The organism is Massilia solisilvae, from assembly GCF_024753215.1.
Classification (GTDB): domain Bacteria; phylum Pseudomonadota; class Gammaproteobacteria; order Burkholderiales; family Burkholderiaceae_D; genus Telluria; species Telluria solisilvae.
In genome coordinates, this window is record NZ_JANUGV010000001.1 from 35476 (window position 1) to 58111 (window position 22636).

General features: G+C 66.3%; 24 protein-coding genes. 9 read left to right on the forward strand and 15 right to left on the reverse strand.

Annotation, left to right across the window (positions count from 1 at the left end; translation table 11 throughout):
* Nucleotide 1 precedes the first annotated feature (1 nt).
* The 7 genes from NX773_RS00165 to NX773_RS00195 form a co-directional block, all read right to left on the reverse strand.
* The gene (locus NX773_RS00165) at nucleotides 2-1357 is read right to left on the reverse strand and encodes a zinc-ribbon and DUF3426 domain-containing protein (RefSeq protein ID WP_258854388.1); all 1356 of its coding nucleotides are present in this window, start codon (nucleotides 1355-1357) and stop codon (nucleotides 2-4) included.
* A gap of 6 nt (nucleotides 1358-1363) precedes the next feature.
* Nucleotides 1364-2311, reverse strand: a complete 948-nt coding sequence (prmA, locus tag NX773_RS00170; RefSeq protein WP_258854389.1) for a 50S ribosomal protein L11 methyltransferase — start codon at nucleotides 2309-2311, stop codon at nucleotides 1364-1366.
* Entirely contained in the window at nucleotides 2308-3708 is a 1401-nt protein-coding gene (gene accC, locus NX773_RS00175) for an acetyl-CoA carboxylase biotin carboxylase subunit (RefSeq protein WP_258854390.1), read from the reverse strand. The genes prmA and accC overlap by 4 nt, the downstream gene beginning before the upstream one ends.
* Before the next feature lie 90 nt (nucleotides 3709-3798).
* Complete coding sequence (accB, locus tag NX773_RS00180; RefSeq protein WP_258823612.1) at nucleotides 3799-4269, reverse strand: acetyl-CoA carboxylase biotin carboxyl carrier protein; 471 nt, start codon at nucleotides 4267-4269, stop codon at nucleotides 3799-3801.
* Between the two features lie 92 nt (nucleotides 4270-4361).
* Nucleotides 4362-4793: a type II 3-dehydroquinate dehydratase gene (gene aroQ / locus NX773_RS00185; RefSeq protein ID WP_258854391.1), complete on the reverse strand. Its 432-nt coding sequence runs from the start codon at nucleotides 4791-4793 to the stop codon at nucleotides 4362-4364.
* 233 nt (nucleotides 4794-5026) lie between these two features.
* Nucleotides 5027-5584, reverse strand: a complete 558-nt coding sequence (locus tag NX773_RS00190) for a TlpA family protein disulfide reductase (protein ID WP_258854392.1) — start codon at nucleotides 5582-5584, stop codon at nucleotides 5027-5029.
* The gene (locus NX773_RS00195) at nucleotides 5581-6213 is read right to left on the reverse strand and encodes a hypothetical protein (protein WP_258854393.1); all 633 of its coding nucleotides are present in this window, start codon (nucleotides 6211-6213) and stop codon (nucleotides 5581-5583) included. Before NX773_RS00195 ends, NX773_RS00190 begins: the two co-directional genes overlap by 4 nt.
* Before the next feature lie 79 nt (nucleotides 6214-6292).
* Here NX773_RS00195 and mpl point away from each other — a divergent pair, with 79 nt between their 5' ends.
* The 9 genes from mpl (at nucleotide 6293) to corA (ending at nucleotide 14921) form a co-directional block, all read left to right on the forward strand.
* Complete coding sequence (gene mpl, locus NX773_RS00200; protein WP_258854394.1) at nucleotides 6293-7678, forward strand: UDP-N-acetylmuramate:L-alanyl-gamma-D-glutamyl-meso-diaminopimelate ligase; 1386 nt, start codon at nucleotides 6293-6295, stop codon at nucleotides 7676-7678.
* Nucleotides 7675-8253 (forward strand): YqiA/YcfP family alpha/beta fold hydrolase, encoded by a 579-nt coding sequence (locus NX773_RS00205; protein WP_258854395.1) that lies wholly within the window; start codon nucleotides 7675-7677, stop codon nucleotides 8251-8253. Before mpl ends, NX773_RS00205 begins: the two co-directional genes overlap by 4 nt.
* Nucleotides 8250-8834 carry a chorismate--pyruvate lyase family protein gene (locus tag NX773_RS00210; protein WP_258854396.1) on the forward strand — a complete coding sequence of 195 codons (585 nt, stop codon included), beginning with the start codon at nucleotides 8250-8252 and terminating at the stop codon, nucleotides 8832-8834. The genes NX773_RS00205 and NX773_RS00210 overlap by 4 nt, the downstream gene beginning before the upstream one ends.
* A gap of 2 nt (nucleotides 8835-8836) precedes the next feature.
* A complete protein-coding gene (locus NX773_RS00215; protein WP_258854397.1) occupies nucleotides 8837-10897 on the forward strand; it encodes an RNB domain-containing ribonuclease in 2061 nt (686 codons plus the stop codon).
* Nucleotides 10898-11071: 174 nt separating this feature from the next.
* A complete protein-coding gene (locus NX773_RS00220) occupies nucleotides 11072-11932 on the forward strand; it encodes a TonB family protein (protein ID WP_258854398.1) in 861 nt (286 codons plus the stop codon).
* Entirely contained in the window at nucleotides 11929-12750 is an 822-nt protein-coding gene (gene aroE, locus NX773_RS00225) for a shikimate dehydrogenase (protein ID WP_258854399.1), read from the forward strand. Before NX773_RS00220 ends, aroE begins: the two co-directional genes overlap by 4 nt.
* Entirely contained in the window at nucleotides 12747-13457 is a 711-nt protein-coding gene (mtgA, locus tag NX773_RS00230; RefSeq protein ID WP_258854400.1) for a monofunctional biosynthetic peptidoglycan transglycosylase, read from the forward strand. The genes aroE and mtgA overlap by 4 nt, the downstream gene beginning before the upstream one ends.
* A gap of 20 nt (nucleotides 13458-13477) precedes the next feature.
* Nucleotides 13478-13870, forward strand: a complete 393-nt coding sequence (locus NX773_RS00235; protein WP_258854401.1) for a DUF4124 domain-containing protein — start codon at nucleotides 13478-13480, stop codon at nucleotides 13868-13870.
* A gap of 85 nt (nucleotides 13871-13955) precedes the next feature.
* Nucleotides 13956-14921 carry a magnesium/cobalt transporter CorA gene (gene corA, locus NX773_RS00240; RefSeq protein WP_258854402.1) on the forward strand — a complete coding sequence of 322 codons (966 nt, stop codon included), beginning with the start codon at nucleotides 13956-13958 and terminating at the stop codon, nucleotides 14919-14921.
* 164 nt (nucleotides 14922-15085) lie between these two features.
* Here corA and NX773_RS00245 read toward each other — a convergent pair whose 3' ends face one another.
* The 8 genes from NX773_RS00245 to thiD form a co-directional block, all read right to left on the reverse strand.
* Nucleotides 15086-15535, reverse strand: coding sequence for a cbb3-type cytochrome c oxidase subunit I (locus NX773_RS00245; RefSeq protein WP_258854403.1), 450 nt, complete (start codon nucleotides 15533-15535; stop codon nucleotides 15086-15088).
* Between the two features lie 118 nt (nucleotides 15536-15653).
* A complete protein-coding gene (locus NX773_RS00250; protein ID WP_258854404.1) occupies nucleotides 15654-16976 on the reverse strand; it encodes a GAF domain-containing protein in 1323 nt (440 codons plus the stop codon).
* Nucleotides 16973-17473 (reverse strand): pyridoxamine 5'-phosphate oxidase family protein, encoded by a 501-nt coding sequence (locus tag NX773_RS00255; protein WP_258854405.1) that lies wholly within the window; start codon nucleotides 17471-17473, stop codon nucleotides 16973-16975. The genes NX773_RS00250 and NX773_RS00255 overlap by 4 nt, the downstream gene beginning before the upstream one ends.
* Before the next feature lie 104 nt (nucleotides 17474-17577).
* Nucleotides 17578-18852 carry an NRAMP family divalent metal transporter gene (locus tag NX773_RS00260; RefSeq protein WP_258854406.1) on the reverse strand — a complete coding sequence of 425 codons (1275 nt, stop codon included), beginning with the start codon at nucleotides 18850-18852 and terminating at the stop codon, nucleotides 17578-17580.
* Nucleotides 18853-18998: 146 nt separating this feature from the next.
* On the reverse strand, nucleotides 18999-19472 hold the full coding sequence (locus NX773_RS00265) for a hypothetical protein (protein ID WP_258854407.1): 474 nt from the start codon (nucleotides 19470-19472) through the stop codon (nucleotides 18999-19001).
* A gap of 4 nt (nucleotides 19473-19476) precedes the next feature.
* On the reverse strand, nucleotides 19477-20193 hold the full coding sequence (locus NX773_RS00270; RefSeq protein WP_258854408.1) for a glycoside hydrolase family 19 protein: 717 nt from the start codon (nucleotides 20191-20193) through the stop codon (nucleotides 19477-19479).
* A 227-nt stretch (nucleotides 20194-20420) separates the two neighbouring features.
* Nucleotides 20421-21719 carry a glutamate-1-semialdehyde 2,1-aminomutase gene (gene hemL, locus NX773_RS00275; RefSeq protein ID WP_258854409.1) on the reverse strand — a complete coding sequence of 433 codons (1299 nt, stop codon included), beginning with the start codon at nucleotides 21717-21719 and terminating at the stop codon, nucleotides 20421-20423.
* A complete protein-coding gene (gene thiD, locus NX773_RS00280; protein ID WP_258854410.1) occupies nucleotides 21709-22566 on the reverse strand; it encodes a bifunctional hydroxymethylpyrimidine kinase/phosphomethylpyrimidine kinase in 858 nt (285 codons plus the stop codon). Before thiD ends, hemL begins: the two co-directional genes overlap by 11 nt.
* Nucleotides 22567-22636: the final 70 nt, after the last annotated feature.

A 22636-nucleotide genomic window follows, 5' to 3' on the forward strand; every position in this document is an offset into this window, starting at 1 on the left:
CTTATGGGTAGAAAACGGCGATGTGGTAGCCGGAGGGCTTGAGCTGGTCAAGCTTGAAGTAGAGCTTGACCGGCTGCTCCGCGTGCGGGCCGAAGCCGGCCGCCGCCGCAACGTCGTGTGGCAGGTATTCCGCGGGCGCGAACACGCGGCGCACCAGCGGTTTGTCGTTGGCGTCGGTGAGCGCCAGTTCAATGGCGGGCCACGCCTGTGCGCTGCCGCCCTGGTTGCGCAGCAGGGTGGTGAGCACGTAGGTGTCGGGGCCCAGCGTTTGCAGCTCGCCTGTTTCGATGGCCAGGTTGTCGATATGCGCGGGCAGCTCCACGCGGCAGCGCAGCGCCGCGCACACGGCGGCCAGCGCCGGCTTCATCGCCGGCACGCGCGCGGCGAGGTCGTCGCGCAAGACCGTCATCGCCTGCGCCACCAGCAGCAGCGCAAGCAGCACCGAGCCGACCGCCATCAAAATGCGGCGCCGCTTGCCGGTTTGTTCCTGCTGGCGGCCGCGCTTGACGAAATCGGGTTCGTCGATCTCGGGCACGCGCAGCTTGGGCGGCGGGATCTTGGTCGGACTGAGCTTGGAGCGCCGGTTGCCCAGGCGCGCACGCGCAGGCTTGGCGGCGGGAGCGGGCGGCGGGAGGTGGGTGTCGGCGGTCGACTCGCGCATCGGCAGCGGAGCGTGCTCGGTGCCGCCGAAATGATGCGCCATCTCGGCGTGGGCTTGCAGCGTGGGTTCGTCGCGGTAATCGGGCAGGGCGGCAGCCACCAGTTCTTCTTCGACCGGCAGGTCGAACGTGGGCTCGACGCGGCCCGCGGCTTGCGGCGCGTCCGCTTCGAGTGCCGGTTCCAGCGCGCTCCCGGCCGCGAGTGCCGGCTCGGCGCGAATCGGTGCTTCTTCGTCTGCACCGTCCTGGACGGTGGCGCTTTCCGGTGCGGGCCCGGTGGCGTCGTCCGTGGCGTCGGCAACCGGGGTTTCGGTTTCGAAGAATTCGGCGTCGCCCGACGCGAAGCCCTCGGCTTCCTCGGTGCTCTCCACCACTTCGTCGTGCGGCTCGTGCAGTACGGCCTGCGGCTGCGGCGGCGGCTCGTTCTCGGGTTCGGGCAGGATGCCCAGCGGGTCGAGGGTCTTGTCCAGTTCGATGGTGTAGACCGGCACCTCCTGCTCGTTGGCAGGGACTTCGGCAGGTGCTTCGGCAGGCGCCGGCTCGACCGCCGGTTTGGCATCCAGATCGACCAGGCTGGCGTTGCCGTCGAAAATTTCGTGGCAGGCGCCACAGCGCACTATGCCCCCACGCAGTTTCAACTGGTCCTGGGCGACCCGGAAAGTAGTCTTACAGTGGGGGCATCGAGTGGCAAGCGCCATGGGCCTTTACTCCGCGCGGGGCGTGCGCGGCGGCGGTGCTGTGTCGCTGCCGAGCTGCCCATGAAGGGCGACCCAGCCGTCCTGCGAGGCCCAGACGCCCAGCTTGATGAAAGGAGCGTACGCCGCGGCCACTTCCTCGGCCTGGCGTTCCAGCACGCCCGAGAGAACCAGCGATCCGCCTGGCGCCACGCGCCCGGACAGCATCGGCGCCATCAGCTTCAATGGGCTCGACAGGATGTTGGCCACGACGGTGTCGTAGCGTTGCTGCGCATGGCTCGAGGCAGCGAATTGGTCTGGCAGGAAGTAGTCGATCGCGCAGCCGTTGCGCTCGGCGTTCGCGTGCGCCGACTCGATCGCCTGCGGGTCGATGTCCACGCCGTTCACTTCGCCCGCGCCCAGCTTCTTGGCGACCATCGCCAGGATGCCGGAGCCGCAACCGTAATCAAGCACGGTCTTGCCCGGCGCCGGATGCGCTTCCAGCCATTCCATGCACAGGCGGGTGGTGGGGTGGCTGCCGGTGCCGAACGCCAGGCCCGGGTCGAGTTCGAGCACGAGGGCGTTGGGGTCCGGAGCGTCGTGCCAGCTTGGCACCACCCAGATGTTCTTGCCGATGTGGATAGGCTCGAACTGCGATTGCGTCAGGCGCACCCAGTCGGCGTCATCCACTGCGCGGGTGGTGAAGGCGGGCGCCTTGGCCAGGTTGATGGCGTCGGCCGCCTCGGCCACGATCGCGCCCTGGTCGGCGTCCACGTCGGTCAGGGCCACCACGCGCGAGCGGTCCCACGCGGCCTCGGACGGGGTCATGCCCGGCTCGCCGAACAGCGGCTTTTCCTGCGCCGTGCCTTCGTCCGCGTCCTCCACCGAGACCGACAGCGCGCCAGCCTCCATCAAGGCATCGGACAACGCCTCGGCATGTTCACGGTCGATCTCGATGACTACTTCGGTCCAGCTCATGCTTCTGCCTTGGTCTCCGATTTGGCGCCGAGGGCGCCTTCCTTCTCCAGGTCCGGCTTGTGGGCCAGCTTGTGCTCGAGGTAGTGGATGTTGGTGCCGCCTTCGATGAAGCGCGCGTCCACCATCAGCTCGCGGTGCAGCGGGATATTCGTCATGATACCCTCAACCACCATTTCCGAAAGCGCAATCTGCATGCGGCGGATCGCCTGGTCCCGGGTGGCGCCATAGGCGATCACCTTGCCGACCATCGAATCGTAGTGCGGCGGCACGTAGTAACCGTTGTAGGCGTGCGAATCGACGCGGATGCCAGGGCCGCCCGGCGCGTGCCAGTTGGTGATGCGGCCCGGCGACGGGATGAACTTGAACGGATCTTCGGCGTTGATGCGGCACTCGATCGCGTGGCCCGACAGCATGATGTCGCGCTGCTTGAAGCGCAGCTTCTCGCCGCAGGCGATGCGGATCTGCTCCTGCACGATGTCGATGCCGGTGATCATTTCGGTGACCGGGTGCTCGACCTGCACGCGGGTGTTCATCTCGATGAAGTAGAACTCGCCGTTCTCGTACAGGAATTCGAAGGTGCCGGCGCCGCGATAGCCGATCTTGCGGCAGGCTTCGGCGCAGCGGTCGCCGATCTTCTCGATCAGCTTGCGGTTGATGCCCGGCGCGGGCGCTTCCTCGATCACCTTCTGGTGGCGGCGCTGCATCGAGCAGTCGCGCTCGCCCAGCCAGACGGCGTTCCGGTGTTCGTCAGCCAGCACCTGGATTTCCACGTGGCGCGGATTCTCCAGGAACTTTTCCATGTAGACCTCGGGGTTGCCGAATGCCGTGCCGGCCTCGGCCTTGGTCATCGCCACCGCGTTCAACAGTGCCGCCTCGGTGTGCACCACGCGCATGCCGCGCCCGCCGCCGCCGCCGGCGGCCTTGATGATGACCGGATAGCCGATCTTGCGCGCGGTCTGGATGATTTCCTTCGGGTCGTCCGTCAGGGCGCCATCCGAGCCGGGCACGCAGGGCACGCCGGCCTTGATCATCGCCTGCTTGGCCGAGACCTTGTCGCCCATCATGCGGATCGAGTCGGAACGCGGGCCGATGAACACGAAGCCCGATTTCTCGACGCGCTCGGCAAAGTCGGCGTTCTCCGACAGGAAGCCATAACCCGGGTGGATCGCCTCGGCGTCGGTCACTTCGGCCGCGCTGATGATCGCCGGCATGTTCAGATAGCTCAGTGCCGACTGCGCCGGGCCGATGCAAACCGACTCGTCCGCCAACTTCACGTATTTGGCGTCCTTGTCCGCCTCGGAGTGCACGACGACGGTCTTGATGCCCAATTCGCGGCACGCGCGCTGGATACGCAGCGCGATTTCACCACGATTGGCGATGAGGATTTTTTCAAACATGGTTCAGGTAGTTCTGTGAAGGCCGGCCTTGCGCGGCCGGGTACGACAGTCGAAAGGGCCCTGGGCGGGCCCGCGCCGCTTGCGGGCGGATTAGCCGATCACGAACAGCGGCTGGCCGAATTCGACCGGCTGGCCATTCTCCACCAGGATCTTGGTGACGGTGCCGGAAATGTCGGCGTCGATTTCGTTCAGCAGCTTCATCGCTTCGATGATGCACAGGGTGTCGCCTTCCTTCACGGTGGCGCCGACCTCGACGAAGGCCGGGGCGCCCGGGGCGGACGAACGGTAGAAGGTGCCGACCATCGGCGACTTGACCACGTGGCCGGTTTCGGCGGCCGGGGCTGCGGCTGCGGGTGCGGCGGCAGGGGCGGCCACCTGCGGCGCAGCTGCCGGGGCGCTGTATTGCTGCACGCCGGCCGGCGGCATCATCAGGACCTGGTTCTGCGGGATCCCGGAGGATTTGACGATGCGAACTTTGCTTTCGCCCTCGGTCACTTCGAGTTCAGCGATGTCGGACTCTGCGACGAGATCGATCAAAGTCTTGAGTTTTCGTAGATCCATGTGAAACCCCTTGGAATTATTGGTGTTGTTGAGTATGCCCTACGGCGGCGCCGCGAAGCACACAGAATGCGTGAAGTTGACGTAGATTAACGCTATTTAAGCGCGAAGTCGATGGCAAACCTATATCCATCGGCGCCCAGCCCGCAGATCGTGCCGCGCGCGATGGCAGACAGGTACGAATGGTGGCGGAACTCCTCTCTCTGGTAAATATTAGAGAGATGGACTTCCACGAACGGGATGGCGACCCCGGCCAGCGCATCACGCAAGGCCACGCTGGTGTGGGTCAGTCCGCCCGGGTTGATGATGATCGCATCGACCCCTTCGAGGCGCGCGGCATGGATGCGGTCAATCAGCGCCCCTTCATGGTTACTCTGGAAGCAAGCGAGCGTTGCGCCGGCCGCGGCTGCCTGGGCTTGTGCGGCTTGCTCGATGTCGGCGAGCGTCGTGGTGCCGTACACCGCAGGCTCTCGTGTCCCCAGCAGATTCAGGTTGGGGCCGTTGAGCAGCAGGAGCTTTTTCGCCATGTTGAAGGTCTGGTTGCCCGAAAGTCAGGCATTTTGACGCCAACATCTCCTATTGGCAAGCGATATTGTAATGCTTTGTATAGGCAGATAAATAAGTGAACGACCGTTCGTGCGGATAAATTGCCAGCCCTAAAACCGTCGTCCCGGCGAAAGCCGGGACCCATGCGCCGCGTGACCGGTGGCGCAGCATGGGTCCCGGCCTTCGCCGGGACGACGGTAGAAATTGCATGTGTTTACAGCTTGGCCAGGTCGGCGCGCAGCTGGTCGAACTTGAGCGAGCCCAGGTAGGTTTTCTTGACCTGCCCGTCGGCCCCGATCAGCACCGTGTAGGGCAGCCCGCCCGCCTCGTTGCCGAACTCGCGGGCCAGGTCGGTGCCGCCCATGCCTGCCACGTACAGCGGATAAGAGATCTTCAAACGCGCGGCAAAAGCCGCGATATTGGCCGGGCTATCGATGCCGATCCCGATCACGTTCACCTGCTTTGCCTTCATTTCCTTGGCCAGCGCGTCCAGTTCGGGCATCTCGCGCACGCAGGGGGCGCACCACGGTGCCCAAAAATTCACCAGCAAGGGCTTGCCTTGCCATTGCGACAATGCCTGCGGCTTGCCGCCGGCGTCGTTGAGCGATTGCGCGAACAGGTTGGTGACCGCCGTGTGCGGCCGGCCGTCGGTCGCGGCGTAGGCCGTGGTGATCGGCCCGGCCACGTCTTTCTGGTTGAGCCCCACGAGCGCGCCCATGGCGCCGAAGGCGAGGGCGAGCACCGCGTACCCGAGTACATTCTTCTTGTTCATTCGTCTTGTTCCAGTGTTTCGTCAGTCGTCATCAGGGCGCGCAGGCCGGCCGCGTCCACGCGCTGCAGGCGTCCGTCCGAGCGCGGCTTGAGCGCGCCGCGCAGGTCATTCATTTCGTATAACTCCGCGTGCACGGCCTCGTTATGCCACAGGAAGCTCACTGTTTCAACCGGGTCATGGCGGGCGCCCTTAAAGTGGGGCATTTCCGAGATCTCTATATTGACGTTTCTATTTAATAGGAAGATCTCGACTTCCTTGGCGCTGTCGGCGAACAATTGCAGGCGGATGTCGTCATACTCGCCGGCAGTGCCGCTCAGCACCGCGCCGGTGAGGTAGGGCCGGAACTCGGCCAGCTCGTCCATCACCTCCAATGCGGCGCGGCGCAAGCGCTTGAGGCGCGCGGCCTGCTGCGGCCCCTGGAACAGCGCCTGGTAGCGGCGCACCTCGTCCTCGATCTGGATATTGTCTGGAAGCAGGTTCGAGTGCGGCTGGTCCACCCCCAGCACCTTGCGCGCGGCTTTGCGGCGGGCGGTGGCGTAATCGGCGCCGTCCTCGGCGATCATGCGGGCGGCGGTGGCCGCGATCTGCGAACGCAGCGCCTGCGGGTCGTTGGTTTGGCTCGGATTCATGGGTTCGATGATACTCCCGAACGGAAAATGGCACCGCGTCAGGTAAAATCGCGATTTCGCCATTTCCTCTCCTCTACCCATGCATATTCACATCCTCGGTATTTGCGGCACCTTCATGGGCGGCCTTGCGGTCCTGGCCAAGGAGGCGGGCCATCGCGTCACCGGCTGCGACGCCAACGTCTATCCGCCGATGAGCGTGCAGCTCGAATCCCAGGGCATCGAGCTGATCCAGGGCTACAGCCCGGACCAGGTGTCGCTCAACCCCGACTTGTACGTGATCGGCAATGTGATGACCCGTGGTAATCCGCTGATCGAGGAGATCCTGAACCGCAGCCTGCCCTACGTGTCGGGCCCGCAATGGATTGGCGACCATATTCTGCGCAACAAGTGGGTGCTGGCCGTGGCCGGCACGCACGGCAAGACCACCACCACCTCGATGCTGGCCTGGATCCTGGAAGACGCCGGCTACGCGCCCGGCTTCCTGATCGGCGGCGTGCCGATGAACTTCGGCATCTCGGCGCGCCTGCGCGGCGACAAGGAGTCGGACTTCTTCGTCATCGAGGCGGACGAATACGACACCGCGTTTTTCGACAAGCGCAGCAAGTTCGTGCACTACCACGCCAAGACGGCGGTGCTGAACAATCTGGAATACGACCACGCCGACATCTTCCCCGACATCGGCGCCATCGAAACCCAGTTCCACCACCTGGTGCGCACCGTGCCGGGCGTGGGCCGCATCATCGCCAACGGCGACGAGGCCTCGCTCGCGCGCGTGCTCAAGCGCGGCTGCTGGAGCGAGAAGGAGACCTTCGGCACGTCCGAAGGGGTGAACTGGACGCTGGTTGAGCACCCCGGCGGCGCCAGCTTCGACGTCGTGTTCAACGGCGAAAAGCAGGGCACCGTCCAGTGGGACCTGACCGGCAAGCACAACCGCTACAACGCGCTGGCCGCGATCGCCGCCGCCCGCAGCGTGGGCGTGCCGCCCGCCCAGGCGGCCGAATCGCTGTCGCGCTTCCAGAACGTCAAGCGGCGCATGGAAGTGCGCGGCGTCGTGAATGGCGTGACCGTGTACGACGACTTTGCCCACCACCCGACGGCCATTGCCACCACCGTGGGTGGCCTGCGCCAGAAGATCGGCGCGGCCGGCGTAGGCAGTACTGGCCGCATCCTGGCGGTGCTGGAGCCGCGTTCGAATACCATGAAGCTGGGCGCCATGAAGGACGCGCTGCCCGGCAGCCTGAAGGACGCGGACCTCGTGTTCGGCTTTGGCAGCCAGCAGGCACTGGGCTGGTCGCTGGGCGACGCCCTCAAGCCGATGGGCGCGATCGCGCACACCTTTGACCAGCTCGATTACATGGTGCAGGCGATCGTGGCAGCGGCCCAGCCGGGCGACCACATCCTGGTGATGAGCAATGGCGGCTTTGGCGGCATCCATCAGAAGCTGCTCGAGGCGCTGGCCAAATGATTCTGTACCTGCACGGATTCCGATCCTCGCCGCGCTCGTTCAAGGCGCGGGTGGTGTTCGAGCAGATGAAGGCGGCGGGCAGGGCAGATGAGCTGGTCTGCCCGCAACTGCCGGCTTCGCCCAGCGCGGCGATGGAGCTGGTGCTCAAGCTGGTCGAGCGCTATCCGGCGGACGAACTGGCCATCATTGGCTCGTCGCTGGGCGGGTTCTATGCGACCTGGCTGGCCGAACGCCTCGGCTGCCGCGCCGTGCTGCTCAACCCGGCAGTCGATCCGCTCAAGGACCTGGAGCAGCACGTCGGCGTGACCACGGCCTGGCATTCGGACGAGCCGTTCGAATTCAAGCAGGAATATATTGGCGAGCTGGCCGCCTTGCGCGTGGCGCACATCACGCGCCCCGAACGCTATTTCCTGCTCGCCGCCACCGGCGACGAGGTGCTGGACTACCGCGACATGGTGCGCCACTATGCCGGCGCGCGCCAACACGTGATCGAAAGCAGCAACCACGCGATCCCGGAATTTCCCCAGTATGTGGACGAGGTGCTCGCGTTCTGCGGCAAGAAAGCGCTGCAGTGAGGACCGGATCGCTGCGCCAGGCCCGCTGGCTGCCGCACGCGAACGGCGTGCAGGCATCCCCGCGCATGCGCGACTGGCTGGTCACGCCCGGTTCGCTCACCGCGCGGCTGGTCGCATCGAGCGGCCACTTCCGCGTGCAGCGCCTGCGCCAGGCGGGCGCCATCTGCCTGCCCGACGAAGCGTTTGCGATCGGCATGCGCCGCCCCGGCCGGGTGTTGGAACGCGAGGTGCTGCTGCGCTGTGACGGCGAACCCGTGGTGTTCGCGCACACGGTCGTGACCGCATCGAGCACCGCCACCGACTGGCCGCTGTTTTCCGCGCTGGGCGAACGTTCGCTCGGCACGACACTGTTTTACGATCCGCTGGTCAAACGAGGCCAGCTTGAATTCGCGCGCATCCGCGCTGGCCACCCGCTGCTGGTGCGCGCCAACGCCGCGCTGGGCGGCACATTGCGCGACCAGGTTTACTACGCGCGGCGCTGTGTCTACCGCCGCCATCAAGGTCTGCTGCTGGTCACGGAGGTATTCTTGCCCCCTGTGCTGAACCTGGCAGCGGCCGAACCCAACACCAAACGACGATAACGATGAACCTATTTTTCGAAGAATCGGGAGACTTCAAGGTCGGCGCCGTGCTGCAGCAGCAGGGCGAGGCCTACCAGGTCGAAATGCCAAGCGGTAAGCGCACCAAGGTCAAGGCCAAGGACGTGCTGCTGCAGTTCGACAAGCCGTCGCCGGCCGAACTGCTGGACCAGGCCAAGGCGATCGCCGCCGACGTCGACCTCGAATTCCTCTGGGAAGTGGCTGGACAGGAAGAATTCGGCTTTGCCGAGCTGGGCGCCGAATACTTCGGCCACGCGCCGCTGCCGCCCGAGGCGGCCGGGCTGGTGCTGGCGCTGCACGGCGCGCCGATCTATTTCTACAAGAAGGGCCGCGGCCGCTACAAGGCGGCGCCGGAACAGTCGCTGCGCGCGGCCCTGGCCGGCATCGAGCGCAAGAAGCAGCAGGCCATCGTGCAGGCTGCCTATGTCGAGGAACTGAAGGCCGGCAAGCTGCCCGAGTCGATGAAGCCGCAGGTCCACCAACTGCTGTTCAAGCCGGACAAGAACACGATCGAATACAAGGCGCTGGAAACGGCCGCCGAGGAACTGCAGACCACGCCGGCACGCCTGATGCTGGCCACCGGCGGCATCGACTCGCCCAAGAACCTGCACATGTCGCGCTTCCTGTTCGAGAACTTCCCGCGCGGCGCCGGCTTCCCGCAGGTGGCCGTGCCGGCCGCCCCCGCCGACCTGCCGCTGGCCGAGGTGGAGGCATTCTCGATCGACGACGTGACCACCACCGAAATCGACGATGCGCTCTCGGTGCGCCATCTGGACGACGGCAACGTGGTGGTGGGCATCCACATCGCCGCGCCGGGCCTGGGCATCAAGCCGGACGACGCCATCGACAAGATCGCGCGCGCCCGCATGTCCACCGTGTACATGCCCGGTGACAAGATCACGATGCTGCCGGACGAGGTCGTGGAAGCGTTCACGCTGGCCGAAGGCAACAACTGCCCGGCGCTGTCGCTGTACGCCACGCTCAACCCGGCCGACTGGTCGGTGATCTCGACCACGACGCGCGCCGAACGCGTGCCGATCAAGAGCAACCTGCGCCACAACGACCTGGACGACGTGGTCAACGAACAGACGCTCGAGTCGGGCGAGGGCGACTACCCGCACAAGGCCGAGCTGGCGCTGCTGTGGAAATGGGCGCTGCAGCTGGAAGCGGGGCGCATGAAAAAGCGCGAGGCGTTTGGCCTGAAGCCCGAGCAGGCCAACCGCGTGGACTTCAACTTCTACGTCGAGGATGACGTGGTCACCATCTTGCGCCGCAAGCGTGGCGCGCCGCTGGACAAGATCGTGGCCGAGCTGATGATCTTCGCCAACAGCACCTGGGGCAAGCTGCTGCACGACTCGGGCGTGCCGGGCATCTACCGTTCGCAGGGCGCCGGCAGCGGCGCGGGCTGGAACGCCAAGATGCAGGTGCGCATGGTCACCCACGCCGCCCCGCACCAGGGGCTGGGCGTGGACCAGTACGCATGGAGCACCTCGCCGCTGCGCCGCTACACTGACCTGGTCAACCAGTGGCAGATCCTGGCCTGTGCCGAGCACGGCGTGACCGCGCCGCTGGTGGCGCCATTCAAGCCGCGCGACGCGACGCTGTTCTCGATCGTGTCGGCGTTCGACGCCGCCTATGCCGCCTACAACGACTTCCAGCAGAACATGGAGCGCTACTGGTGCCTGCGCTGGCTGGCGCAGGAAAACGCCAAGGTGGTGGACGCGGTGGTGCTCAAGGAGGAAGTGCTGCGCCTGGTCGAGATTCCGCTCATCATCCGCCTGCCGGGCATGCCGCAGACGGCGCGCGGCGCGCAGGTGCGGCTGGACATCATTCGCTGGGACGAAGTGGACCTGTCGCTGGAAGCGCGCCTGCTCGAAGTGGCGGGCGTGGCCGACGAGGCCGACATCGCGTTCGACGAGGAAGAGGATACCGGGCAGGCTGCAGCCGCGGAGGCGGCCGAGGCCGAGGGCGTGGTGGCGATGATCGAGTCGCCAGCCGTGCCGGCCGAGCCGGCGCCTGAACCGGCGTCCGAACCGTCGAAGTAGCCCACACCGTATCCAACGTCGTCCCCGCCTTCGCGGGGACGACGGGGGCGGCCAACAATCGTCGCCCCAAGCCCACCACACCGCCCCCGCCGCACGGTAGAATCCAACAATTCCCAGCATCAACAGCCACCCGGCGCCCCCCCGTTGAATCTTACGCAACACAACCGCCCCTTGATGATCGCCATCACCGTTTCGGTGCTGGCGCACGCGCTGCTGCTGGCGGTGCGCTTTGCCGCGCCCGACGCGTTCCGGCTGGCGCCGGCCGATCCGGGGCTGGAGGTCATCCTGGTCAACGCCAAGCACGCCAATGCGCCAGCGAAACCGGACGCGCTGGCCCAGGCCAACCTGGACGGCGGCGGCATGGCCGAGCAGGGCCGCAGCAAGTCGCCGCTGCCGGACCTGCGCCGGGTCGAGAACGGCGACAGCCTGAAGGCGGTGCAGCGCCGCATCGCCGAACTGGAAGAAGTGCAGCGCAATGTGCTGGCGCGCGCGCAAAAGTCCACCTACAGCGCCACGCCGGTCACCGAGAAGGACACGCCGGACCCGAACCGCGTCGGCGCGGACATGATCGAAACCAGCAAGGCCATCTCGCGCGCCACCGCCGAAATCGCGGACCGCATCGAGGACCAGAACCGGCGCCCGAAAAAGACCTTCATCGGCCCGTCCACCCGTGAGGTGGGCTACGCGATCTATTACAAGCAGATGCAAAAGCGGGTCGAGGAAGTCGGCACGCTGAACTTTCCGCAGCAGAACGGACGCAAACTGTACGGCGACCTGGTGATGACGATTCCCGTGTTCCAGGACGGCACGCTGTACACGAAGGAGGGCGGCCCGCGCGTCGAAAAAAGCTCGGGCAACCCGGCGCTGGACAAGGCGGCGCTGGCGATCGTGCGCCGCGCCGCGCCGTTCGGCAAATTCCCGCGCAACATGCGCAGCACCGGGCGCAACGACGTGTGGGTGGTCGTCACCCGGTTCCGGTTCACCCATCAGCAAAAGCTGGAAGCAGATGCAGCAACGAAGGAAGCAGGAGCATGACCGATAAGTACTGCGTGATCGGCAACCCGATCGCGCAAAGCCGTTCCCCCGAAATCCATGCCGTGTTCGCGGCGCAGACTGGCCAGGATATGTCGTACGAGCGCTGCCTGGCGCCCATCGATGGCTTTGCCGATACCATCCGGCGCCTCGTGGCCGAGGGCTACAAGGGCTCCAACGTCACCGCCCCGTTCAAGCTGGACGCGTTCCGCATTGCCACCAGGCTGTCGGACCGCGCGCGCGCCGCCGGGGCCGTCAACACGCTGGCCTACCGCGACGGCGAGATTTTCGGCGACAACACCGACGGCGCGGGCGTGGTGGCCGACATCGTGCGCAACGCCGGCGTGCCGCTGGCCGGCAAGCGCCTGCTGGTGCTGGGCGCCGGCGGCGCCGCGCGCGGCGCCATGCTGCCGATCCTGGCCGAACACCCGCGCACGCTGGTGGTGGCCAACCGCACCCGCGCCACCGCGGACGAACTCGTTGCGCAGTTCGCCAGCCTGGCCGACGGCTGCAGCCTGTCGGCCTGCAATTTCGAGGACATCGCCGCACCGTTCGACGTGGTCATCAACGCCACCTCGGCCAGCCTGGGCGGCACGATCCCGCCGATCCCTGCCGTTACTTTTTGCCAAGATACCCTGGCTTTCGATATGATGTACGCGAAAAACCCGACCGTATTCATGGAATTCGCGGCAGCGCACGGCGCCACCACCCGCGACGGCCTTGGCATGCTGGTCGAGCAGGCGGCCGAAGCGTTCTTCGTCTGGCGCGGCGTTCGTCCTGAAACACAACAACTCCTGAAAGATATGCGCAGCAAACTATGACAAAAGCACGGGGCAAGCCGGGACGGCGCTGGGTGAAGTGGATCTTCCTGGGCCCGCTCCTGGCCGTGCTGCTGTTGCAGTTATATTTCTTCGCACAGATCTGCTGGTGGACCCAGTTCAATCCCTCGTCCACCAGCATGCAGCGCGCGCAACTGGCCGAGCTGCGCAAGATGAATCCCAATGCCAGGCTGGAAAAGCAGTGGGTGCCGTACAACCGCATCTCCAACAACCTCAAGCGCGCGGTGATCGCGTCCGAAGACGCCAACTTCACCGAGCATGACGGCGTGGACTGGGACGCGCTCGAAAAGGCCTACGAGAAGAACAACAAGCGCCACAAGGTCGTGGGCGGCGGCTCCACCATCACCCAGCAACTGGCCAAGAACCTGTTCCTGTCGGGCTGGCGCAGCTATGTGCGCAAAGGACAGGAGCTGGTCATCGCCTACATGCTCGAGGCGGTGATGAGCAAGGAGCGCATCCTCGAAATCTACCTGAACTCGGTCGAGTTCGGCCAGGGCGTGTTCGGCGCCGAGGCGGCGGCGCGCCACTACTTCCACACCACGGCGGCCAACCTGAACCCGGCCCAGGCCGCGCGGCTGGCGGTGATGCTGCCCAACCCGCGCTACTACGACAAGCACCGCGACACCAACTACCTGGCGCGGCGCACCGGCATCATCCAGCGCCGGATGAATTTCGCCGACCTGCCATAACCATCGACCAGGAGAACAGCATGCCCGACCGTCAGCGCGGCCTTAGTTTGGTAGCAGTTGTCATCGTGTCGGGCCTGTTGGCACTGGCGGCGATGGCGGCGCTGTTCTCGATGCGCTACGAGCGCAACCTGTTCGCCGAGGCGTGGGCCAAGGTGGCCGGCAGTGCGCCGGCGCAGGTGCTGGATGCGGCGCGCGGGGCCACCGCGCAGCCGGTGGCGCTGCGCAAGTGCGTGATCGACGGCAAGACGGTGGTGTCCAACACCGATTGCAAGGACGATAACAAGAGCAGCCGGACCATCGAGATCCACGACAGCCACGGCATCGAGGCGCCCAAGCCGCCTGTCGGGCCCGAGAAGGGCGAGCCGACCTCTACCCCGGCGATCGACAGAATGATCGAAAAACAGCTCCGTTGACGGCGAAAATGTTGTTTCGGGGTGGCCGGCCTCAAGGCTTACGTATACACTTGCGCTGTTTCGCAACCGGCCGAGAAAAGCGCGCATGATCAATGTATTTGTCCTCCAAAATGGCCGACTGAACCAGGTTCCGATCGCTTCGCGCGAGGACCTCGAGAACGTCGCGCCGGTGTGGGTCGACCTGACCGACCCGACCGACGACGAACGTGCCTGGGTCAAGACCATTTACGGCGTGATCCTGCCGGGCGAGGACGAAGTCTCGGACATCGAGGCGTCGGCGCGCTACTACGAGGCCGAGAACGGCGACCTGCACCTGCGCACCGACTTCTTGCTCGAGGAGGACGACGGCCCGTCGCGCGTGGTCACGGTGGCTTTCATCCTGGCGCGCAAGATGCTGTTCTCGGTGCATACCGACGACCTGCCGGTGTTTCGCCTGGTGCGCCTGCGCGCGCGCTCGCGCCCGGGGTCGATCGAGGACTACATGGACGTGCTGCTCGACCTGTACGCGACCGACGCCGAGTACTCGGCCGACGCGCTCGAAGGCATCTACGAAAGCCTGGAGCAGGTGAGCCAGCGCGTGCTGCAGAAGGAATTCACCGACCAGGACGCGGCCGCCGCGCTGAACGCGATCGCGCAGGAGGAAGACCTGAACGGCCGGATCCGCCGCAACATGATGGACACCCGCCGCGCGGTCAGCTTCCTGATGCGCGGGCGGCTGCTGAATTCGGATCAGTTCGAGGAAGCGCGCCAGATCCTGCGCGACATCGAGTCACTGGACGGCCACACGTCCTTCCTGTTCGACAAGATCAACTTCCTGATGGACGCCACCGTCGGCTTCATCAACATCAACCAGAACAAGATCATCAAGATCTTCTCGGTGGCGTCGGTCGCGTTCCTGCCGCCGACCCTGATCGCCAGCGTGTACGGCATGAACTTCAAGAACCTGCCGGAACTGGAGTGGGCCTACGGTTACCCGTGGGCCTGGGCGCTGATGATCGCCAGTGCGATCGCGCCGTTCTGGTACTTCAGGAAGCGCGGCTGGCTCAAGTAAGCGTCCACCCTACGACAGCTAGCGGCAAACGCCGAACCGCGCGGGCTCGGGAGCCCAGCCTACGAAAATCAGCTGGGTAGGGTGGGCAGGTTTCCTGCCCACGCGTTCAAACGGCGCATGCGTGGACTGACCGCGTGGGCGGGAAACCCGCCCACCCTACAAAATCACGAGCGGCCGAGGTTCAGGAACAGGTTGGCCGCGAACGCCGCCACGCCGGCCGCTGCCAGAATCTCCGACAGCGCCAGCACCGGCTCGACCGCGTGGTTGCCCAGCAGGACCATGCTGAGCGCAACCACCATCACCGGCATCGAGATGTTGGCCAGCCAGAAGTGAACCTTGGCCAGGCGGCTGCCGCCTGCGGCCGGGAACACGGTGTACACCAGCCCGGCCAGCGCCATCGTGGCCCAGCCCAGCAGGTTGACGTGGGCGTGCACCGGCATCAGCGTGAAGTTGCGGCTGGCGCCCATGGCAATGCCCATGACGACGCCAAGCACCAGGTACAGGATCGCCAGTTTCAGCCAGATGACGCCGGCGAGCGAGAACTGGGCGGCTGCCGGTTGGGTGGTGGTGTGCGGCATCGGGATCGCCGATGCGGTGTGCGCGCTGGTTTGCATGGTTTGCTCCTTGAAAGCGTGATCGGGTTGGGAAAGGCACGCATTCTAGGGACGCACGTTCCCCGAAATCTCACCGATTGTTCGCTTAAGGTTTTTTTAGGGTTTGCTGAGCGAAGTTTTAAGAAGCCAGCTTCAGCGGCCGCGTCGAGCACAACCGAAACCGCCCGCGTCCGGTCTTTTCTATATGTATGCCGGTATTGCGCTCGGCCAGGCGCCGCGCCAGCAGCAGCAGGCGCGCTTCCAGGTTGTCCGACAGGTCGGGCAGGCGGATGCGCGGGTCGAGCCGCAGCTCGCGGTTGGAAAACTCGGTGCGTCCCAGTTCCAGCGCGTCGCGCACCAGCACCGCGAAGATCGACCCGGCCACGCCCTTGATCAGGTAGTCGTCGCCAAGGAAGATGCTGTCGTTCTCCGGGTAGTGGCGCACCAGCAGCGGCTCGCCGCCGCCGGGGCAATCCCCGTTGTGGCCGGCGCGCGGCGCATCGTCCGCCGCGTCGGTCGCTTGCAGCGTGTGGATCGCCATCGCCAGCTGGTTGGCCAGCGCCACCAGCGCGTCCTCGTCGTCGTAGGTGAAGCGCAGGTCCTGCGGGCTTTCCACGTACAGCACGCCGATCAGGCGCTGATTCGCGAGCATCGGCACCGCCAGCTGGCTGCGCGACTCGGGCAGGCCCGGCAGCGGGATCGCGGTTTCCAGCGCGTGCATGCCGCCACCCAGCGCGTTGTCGCGGATTGCGCGGTTGTAGGCGTATTCGGCGCTCATGTGGCCGATGCGGATCGGCGTGCGCTCGCGCGCGGCCACGCCGATCACGCCGTCGCCCAGCGGGATCTCCGAGCCCACGCCCGACTCCTCGTAGCCGCGGCTGGCCACGGTGTACAGGCGCTGCCCGGCCTGGTCGTACAGCAGCGCCATCGAGTGCCCGATGCCGAACTCGCGCTCGAGGCAGTCCAGGGTGTCCACCAGCAGCGATTCCAGGTCGGTGTCCAGGCCGATGCGCTCGCTGGTGCGGCGCAGCGCCGCGAGCAGGTTGCGATGCGGCGGCTGCGGCAGCACCTGACCCGGCACCTGCTCGAGCGCGTGCACGCGGAACACGTCGGCGCCCAGCAGTTTGAACACCCCGCTCATGCCCACGTGCGAGGCGACACCCGCGATCTTGGCCTTCATGCTCTCGAACAGCGGGCCGCAGGTTTCGGTGCGCAGGAATTCGAGCGTGAGGCGGTACTGCGCGGCGGTCACCGCGTCGATCACGACCAGCATGGCGTGCGGGTTGGCCAGCAGGTTGGCGCGCGTCTTGTTGAAGAACTGCCAGGACAGCGCGATGTGGTCGCTGTCCACGAACTGCACCTGCGACAGGTAGGCCACGTTGGGCGTGCCGTCCAGGCTCACCGTGGTCATGGTGGCCGGGATGACGCCTTCGAAGCAGGCACGGATCGCGTCGACCTTCATCGGGCCACCTGCAGTGCCTGGCCGGCGTTGGGGCCGGGTGTTTGCGAGTACGCCTCCAGCGGCGTGAAGCGCAAGGCGACGATGTCTCCGTCCGGGCAGGCCAGCACGGTGCGGATCAGCGCCTGCGAATAGCCGAGCGCGCCCAGGTGGGCCACGAAGCCGTCGCGAAAGCGTCCGGCAAGCGCCACGTCGTCCGTGCTGGCCGGTTCCTGGCGCGCGTCGCGGCCCTTGAGCTGCAGCGCGCGGTGGGTGGCCGGCCAGGTGAACACGGCGGCGATGCGGCCGGTTTCGGCCACATGCGCCAGCAGCGGCGCTCCCTGCACCCTGGACAGCAGGACCGTCACCTCGGTGAGGTCGTCCGATACCTTGCACCCGAGCGCGCGCACCACGCTGGGGCGCTTGTCCGCCCCGCACGAGCCGACCGTAAACGAGATCCCCGGCTGCTGCATGAAGGCGGCCAGTTCGGCATCGAGGATCGGGGACGGGGCAGGGGCCATGGTCTGGTAATGACAATTGTTGAGTGAATGATACTACTCAAGTTGCAATTGCGTGCGCGGGAACTGATCCGGTGAGATCGCAGCGCAGCCCGCGCCGCCTCGGCTCACATCGTCATGAACATCGCCACCACGGCCACCAGCATGACCGCCACGCCGAACCAGCCGATGACGGTGTGGCGCGTGGACAGGGTGAACTGGCCCATGATCTTGTTGTTATGGGCCAGCATCATCATCACCGTCATGATCGGCACCGCGATCACGCCGTTGATCTGGGCCGACAGCACCAGCGCCTTGATCGGGTCCACCGGCGCGAAATCGAGCAGGATGCCGCCGATCGTGGCCAGCGCGATGATGGCGTAGAACTCGCGCGCCTCGACCACCTTCAGGTCGAGCCCATTACGCCAGCGGAAGCTCTCGGTGACCGCGTAGGCCGCCGAACCGGCCAGCACCGGCACCGCCAACAGGCCCGTGCCGATGATCCCGAGCGCGAACAGCAGGAACGCGAACTCGCCCGCAACCGGCCGCAGCGCCTCCGCGGCCTGGGCCGAGGTCTGGATGTTGGTGATGCCGTGCGCACCGAGGGTCACGGCGGTGGTCAGCATGATGAAGTAGGCAACCAGGTTGGAAAAACCCATGCCGAACAGCGTGTCGGTCTTGATGCGGTTCAGCTGGGCGCCGGCGTCCTTGGCGCCGATGCGCAGTGCGCGCGCGGCGCGGTCGGCGCGGAGCTCCTCGACTTCCTGCGACGCCTGCCAGAAGAACAGGTAGGGGCTGATGGTGGTGCCGAACACCGCCACGATCAGTCCCACCGAATCCTTGTTGAACGTGAAGTGCGGCCAGACCGTGCGCGCCAGCACCTCGGTCCACGGCATGTTCACGGCAAAGGCGGTGGCGACGTAGGCGAGCAGGCCGAGCGTGAGCCACTTCAGGTAGCGCACGTAGGTGCCGTAGGGGAGGAACACCTGCAGTCCCAGGCAGACCAGGCCGAAGCCGAGCGCGTACAGGTGCGCGCTGCCCACCCCGGTCACGAGCCGCATCGCTTCGCCCATGGCGGCGATGTCGGCGGCGATGTTGATCACGTTGGCGATCAGGAGCAGCAGCACGATCACGTACAGCAGCCAGGGCGAGTATGCGCGGCGGATGTTGGCCGCCAGGCCGCGCCCGGTGACGCGGCCGATACGTGCCGAGACCAGCTGGATGCCGACCATGAACGGGTAGGTCAGCACCAGGGTCCAGAGCGTATTGAAGCCGAATTGCGCGCCGGCCTGCGAGTAGGTCGCGATGCCGGATGGGTCGTCGTCGGCGGCGCCGGTGATCAGCCCGGGGCCGAGTGCTTTGAGTGTCGCGTTGTCGGTGAGGCGGCGGAACGAGTACTTCATGGATGGCCTGCGCAAGTACGACCGGGCGCGGCCAGACGACGGTCAGCGCGCCAGGGATGGATCGAATGGATGGGGACTGTTCATGGTCGGGGCGAAGTGTAGCATGGCCGATCAGGGGCTGCCTACCGGGCCGTGCGCCTGCGCGTTCAAGGTGCCGTGTCGGCGGCCCGCGGCAGCCAGCCCAGCTCCTCGCGAAAGCCGGCGCCGCCGTCCTCGCAGACCAGGTGCCACATCGTCTTCCCGCCGCGCCTCACGATCACGCCATCTTCGACGTACGGCGTGCGCTCGGCATCGTCGGCACGGGCGGACTTGCTGTACACCTCGTAGCGGTACCCGCCCCGGTCGAAGACCACGCGCGTGACGCCGCCGCCGAACAGGGGCGTGGTGGCCAGCCCGAACCGACCCGCTCCGGCCGCGCGCGTGCCTGCGCGCGGGAAGGACATCTCGACACCATCGCGGCCACCGAACCGGTACGCGAGCTGGCCGCGCACGCCCTGCGGGCGGCACAGTGACACGGTCTTTGCGCCCACCTGGCACGAGAACACCACCGCCTCGTCCGGCGTGCACAACTGCGCGTTGGCCTGCGGCGCCAGGTTTACCGCCAGCAGGAGCGCAAGCACTGGTCTATTCCATCGCATTGCAGATCCTTTCATAGCGTGCCCTCCGGTCGTCCAGGCCATTGAGGCCGCCATTGACCTTTTGCGTGACCGCCGCTACGTCGCCACCGTCGGCCACCGCGTTGATGTCGTTCGCCTGCCAGAAGTAGAACGCCGACTCGATGCCGTAGCCGAGATCGGAGCCGAGCAAATCCGGGGTGGCCACGAAGTCGCGCGGGTCTTGCGGCTGGCGCTGGTTGTGGCAGGCGGTGAAGGCATGGTAGTTGTCCTTGCCGGTCAGCTGGATCAGGCCGCGCCCGCGGTAGCGGTAACCGTCGCCCGAGCTTTCGTCGCCGTTCCCGAGCCGCAGGGCGTACACGTAGCTGAGCAGGTTTTGCGGATTGTGGGCGTAGGCCGCTTCGTCGGTCCACAGTTTGGGGCGCAACTGGGCCGGTTTGCCGTCCGGGCCGAGCGCGCAGTTGTCGCTGGCCGCATCGTACCTGGCGGCGCCGCCCTTGCAGCCGAATACCTGGCGCATGCGCGGGCCCGAATAGCTGCCGTTTTCGACCGCGTTGCGAAACGCGCTTTCATGGCCGATCTGGGACAGGAAGTGGGCGATGCGATTGCGCGTGTTGACCTCGTAGGCCAGCGCATACGCGTTGAGCGCGTCGAGCATGGCGGCGTAGTAGTCCGCGCTGTTGGTGCTGTCGGCCGCCTGCAGCAGCCCGACGGTGATGGCTGCCATCGTCGTTTCCCCGCACTCGCTTCATATGCTGGGATGATGGCACCGTATTGATGAGCTTGCACGGCCTTTTGCCGCGAACGGACAGGTAACGTATTAAATCCGCAACCTGAGCTTCGTCGTCCCCGGGCCAGGCGCCCCCCTTGGCGGGGACCCATGGGCCGCGTGCGTATTCGCTCAGCGTGGGTCCCGGCTTGCGCCGGGACGACGGGTTCGAGGTGAGCGGTGCGTCAGGCGAGGCGGGCGAACACGCGGCGCGCGGCTTCGACGGTCTCGCCGATCACCGCATCGTCGTGCGTGGCCGAGACGAAGCCCGCTTCGAACATGGCCGGGGCAAAATACACGCCTTCTTCCAGCATGCCGTGGAAGAAGCTGTTGAAGCGCGCCTTGTCACCGGCCATCATCTGGCCATAGCTGGACGGGATGTGCGCCGAGAAGTACATGCCGAACATGCCGCCCACCGAGTCGGCACAGAACGCCACGCCCGCCTCTTGCGCCGCCTTGGTCAGCCCGATCACCAGCTTGTCGGCCTGCGCCGTCAGCTTCTCGTAGAAGCCCGGCTCCTGCACCAGCTTCAGGGTGGTCATGCCGGCGGCCACGGCCACCGGGTTGCCCGACAGCGTGCCGGCCTGGTACACCGGGCCGATCGGCGCCATGTTGTGCATCAGGTCGGCCCGGCCGCCAAAGGCCGCCACCGGCATGCCGCCGCCGATCACCTTGCCCAGGCAGGTCAGGTCGGGCGTGATGCCGTACAGCGCCTGCGCGCCGCCCAGCCCCACGCGAAAGCCCGACATCACCTCGTCGAAAATCAGGATCGCGCCGTACTCGGTGCACAGTTCGCGCATGCGGCGCAGGAACTCGGGGGTGCCGCGGATCAGGTTCATGTTGCCGGCCACCGCCTCCACGATCACGCAGGCGATGGTGTCGCCCATCGACTCGAACGCGTCCTCGAGCTGGGCCACGTTGTTGTAGTCGAGGACCACGGTGTGCTTGACGAAGTCTTCCGGCACGCCGGCCGAGGTCGGGTTGCCGAAGGTGAGCAGGCCGCTGCCGGCCTTGACCAGCAGCGAGTCGGCGTGACCGTGATAGCAGCCTTCGAACTTGACGATCTTGTCGCGCCCGGTGGCGCCACGCGCCAGGCGCAGCGCGCTCATGGTCGCTTCGGTGCCGGACGAGACCAGGCGCACCTGCTCGATCGACGGCACCAGCCGGCAGATCTCTTCGGCGATCTCGATCTCCGCTTCGGTCGGCGCGCCGAACGACAGGCCGCTGGCGGCCGCGTCCTGCACCGCCTTGATCACCTGCGGGTGCGCGTGGCCGAGGATGGCCGGACCCCACGAGCCGACGTAGTCGATGTAGCGCTTGCCGTCGGCGTCCCAGATGTACGGGCCTTCCGCCCTGGTGATGAAGCGCGGGGTGCCGCCGACCGAGCGGAAGGCGCGCACCGGGGAGTTCACGCCACCGGGCGTGCTCTGCTGGGCGCGGGCGAACAGGATGTCGTTCTTCGAAGTCTGGTGTTCAGTTGTCATGGTCCGGTTGATGTGTCGAGGGTGTCATGCCCGCGCCAGCCTGCTCGGCGCGGAAGAATTTGTTGGGCACGAGTTTACCCATGCCGAAGCGCTGGGCATGGGCCAGCGCGCCTGTGGTGTATTCCTGCGCCAGCCGCGCGGCCGGCCCGGCCTCGTGGCCGCGCGCCATCAGCGCGGCCAGCGCGGCCGACAGCGTGGAGCCGGCGCCGATGAACGGGCCCGGCAAGGCCTGCCATTCGAGCTCGGCGAGCAGGCCGTCGCGGTCGAACAGCTTGTTGCAGGGGGCGCCGGCGGCAGTGCTGGCGCTGGTGACCAGCACGTATTCGCAGCCGCTGGCGATGATCTCGGCCACGTTCTCGCCCAGCGCGGCGGCCTCGCCGCCCTCGCGCCAGGTCTCGGCCATGCGCGCAAGCTCCACCTGCGATACCATCAGCAGCGACGCTTGCGGCACCAGGATCTGGCGGATCGCCGAGACCATGTCTTCGTCGAGCAGCCCGGAGTCGGGCAGGCTTGACAGGAACGGGTCGAGGATCAGCGGGACATCGGTGTAGTCGGAGACGATTTCGGCAATGGCCGAGGCCTGCTCCGCGCTGCTCAAGGCGCCAACCTTGAACGCGGCGACCGGCATGTCCTCCAGCAGCACCCTGGCCTGGTCCATGACCCAGTCGGGATCGACTTCCTGCACGTCTTCGACGCGAGCCGAATCGGCGATCAGGATGCTGGTTGCGACCGTCAGCGCATGGCAGCCGTGGGCCGCGCACGCCGCCAGGTCGGCCTGTATGCCGAGCGCGCCGACCGGATCGGACACGCCGAAGGTGAGCACGAGTGGGGTGGTTTGGTTTTGCACGGCGGGTAGATTAAGATACCTGGTTCACCGCATTTTACTAGATAGAAGGATCGACAACGTGAGTAGTAAC

What these genes read in the sequence shown, in the direction of transcription:
- aroE (WP_258854399.1), top strand. Translation starts at nt 11,929, where the DNA reads ATGACCGATAAGTACTGCGTGATCGGCAACCCGATCGCGCAAAGCCGT.
- NX773_RS00270 (WP_258854408.1), bottom strand. Translation starts at nt 20,193, where the DNA reads ATGGCAGCCATCACCGTCGGGCTGCTGCAGGCGGCCGACAGCACCAAC.
- prmA (WP_258854389.1), bottom strand. Translation starts at nt 2,311, where the DNA reads ATGAGCTGGACCGAAGTAGTCATCGAGATCGACCGTGAACATGCCGAG.
- NX773_RS00220 (WP_258854398.1), top strand. Translation starts at nt 11,072, where the DNA reads ATGATCGCCATCACCGTTTCGGTGCTGGCGCACGCGCTGCTGCTGGCG.
- NX773_RS00235 (WP_258854401.1), top strand. Translation starts at nt 13,478, where the DNA reads ATGCCCGACCGTCAGCGCGGCCTTAGTTTGGTAGCAGTTGTCATCGTG.
- NX773_RS00215 (WP_258854397.1), top strand. Translation starts at nt 8,837, where the DNA reads ATGAACCTATTTTTCGAAGAATCGGGAGACTTCAAGGTCGGCGCCGTG.
- NX773_RS00205 (WP_258854395.1), top strand. Translation starts at nt 7,675, where the DNA reads ATGATTCTGTACCTGCACGGATTCCGATCCTCGCCGCGCTCGTTCAAG.
- NX773_RS00260 (WP_258854406.1), bottom strand. Translation starts at nt 18,852, where the DNA reads ATGAAGTACTCGTTCCGCCGCCTCACCGACAACGCGACACTCAAAGCA.
- accB (WP_258823612.1), bottom strand. Translation starts at nt 4,269, where the DNA reads ATGGATCTACGAAAACTCAAGACTTTGATCGATCTCGTCGCAGAGTCC.
- corA (WP_258854402.1), top strand. Translation starts at nt 13,956, where the DNA reads ATGATCAATGTATTTGTCCTCCAAAATGGCCGACTGAACCAGGTTCCG.
- mpl (WP_258854394.1), top strand. Translation starts at nt 6,293, where the DNA reads ATGCATATTCACATCCTCGGTATTTGCGGCACCTTCATGGGCGGCCTT.
- aroQ (WP_258854391.1), bottom strand. Translation starts at nt 4,793, where the DNA reads ATGGCGAAAAAGCTCCTGCTGCTCAACGGCCCCAACCTGAATCTGCTG.
- NX773_RS00255 (WP_258854405.1), bottom strand. Translation starts at nt 17,473, where the DNA reads ATGGCCCCTGCCCCGTCCCCGATCCTCGATGCCGAACTGGCCGCCTTC.
- hemL (WP_258854409.1), bottom strand. Translation starts at nt 21,719, where the DNA reads ATGACAACTGAACACCAGACTTCGAAGAACGACATCCTGTTCGCCCGC.
- NX773_RS00195 (WP_258854393.1), bottom strand. Translation starts at nt 6,213, where the DNA reads ATGAATCCGAGCCAAACCAACGACCCGCAGGCGCTGCGTTCGCAGATC.
- NX773_RS00245 (WP_258854403.1), bottom strand. Translation starts at nt 15,535, where the DNA reads ATGCAAACCAGCGCGCACACCGCATCGGCGATCCCGATGCCGCACACC.
- NX773_RS00165 (WP_258854388.1), bottom strand. Translation starts at nt 1,357, where the DNA reads ATGGCGCTTGCCACTCGATGCCCCCACTGTAAGACTACTTTCCGGGTC.
- NX773_RS00190 (WP_258854392.1), bottom strand. Translation starts at nt 5,584, where the DNA reads ATGAACAAGAAGAATGTACTCGGGTACGCGGTGCTCGCCCTCGCCTTC.
- accC (WP_258854390.1), bottom strand. Translation starts at nt 3,708, where the DNA reads ATGTTTGAAAAAATCCTCATCGCCAATCGTGGTGAAATCGCGCTGCGT.
- NX773_RS00250 (WP_258854404.1), bottom strand. Translation starts at nt 16,976, where the DNA reads ATGAAGGTCGACGCGATCCGTGCCTGCTTCGAAGGCGTCATCCCGGCC.
- mtgA (WP_258854400.1), top strand. Translation starts at nt 12,747, where the DNA reads ATGACAAAAGCACGGGGCAAGCCGGGACGGCGCTGGGTGAAGTGGATC.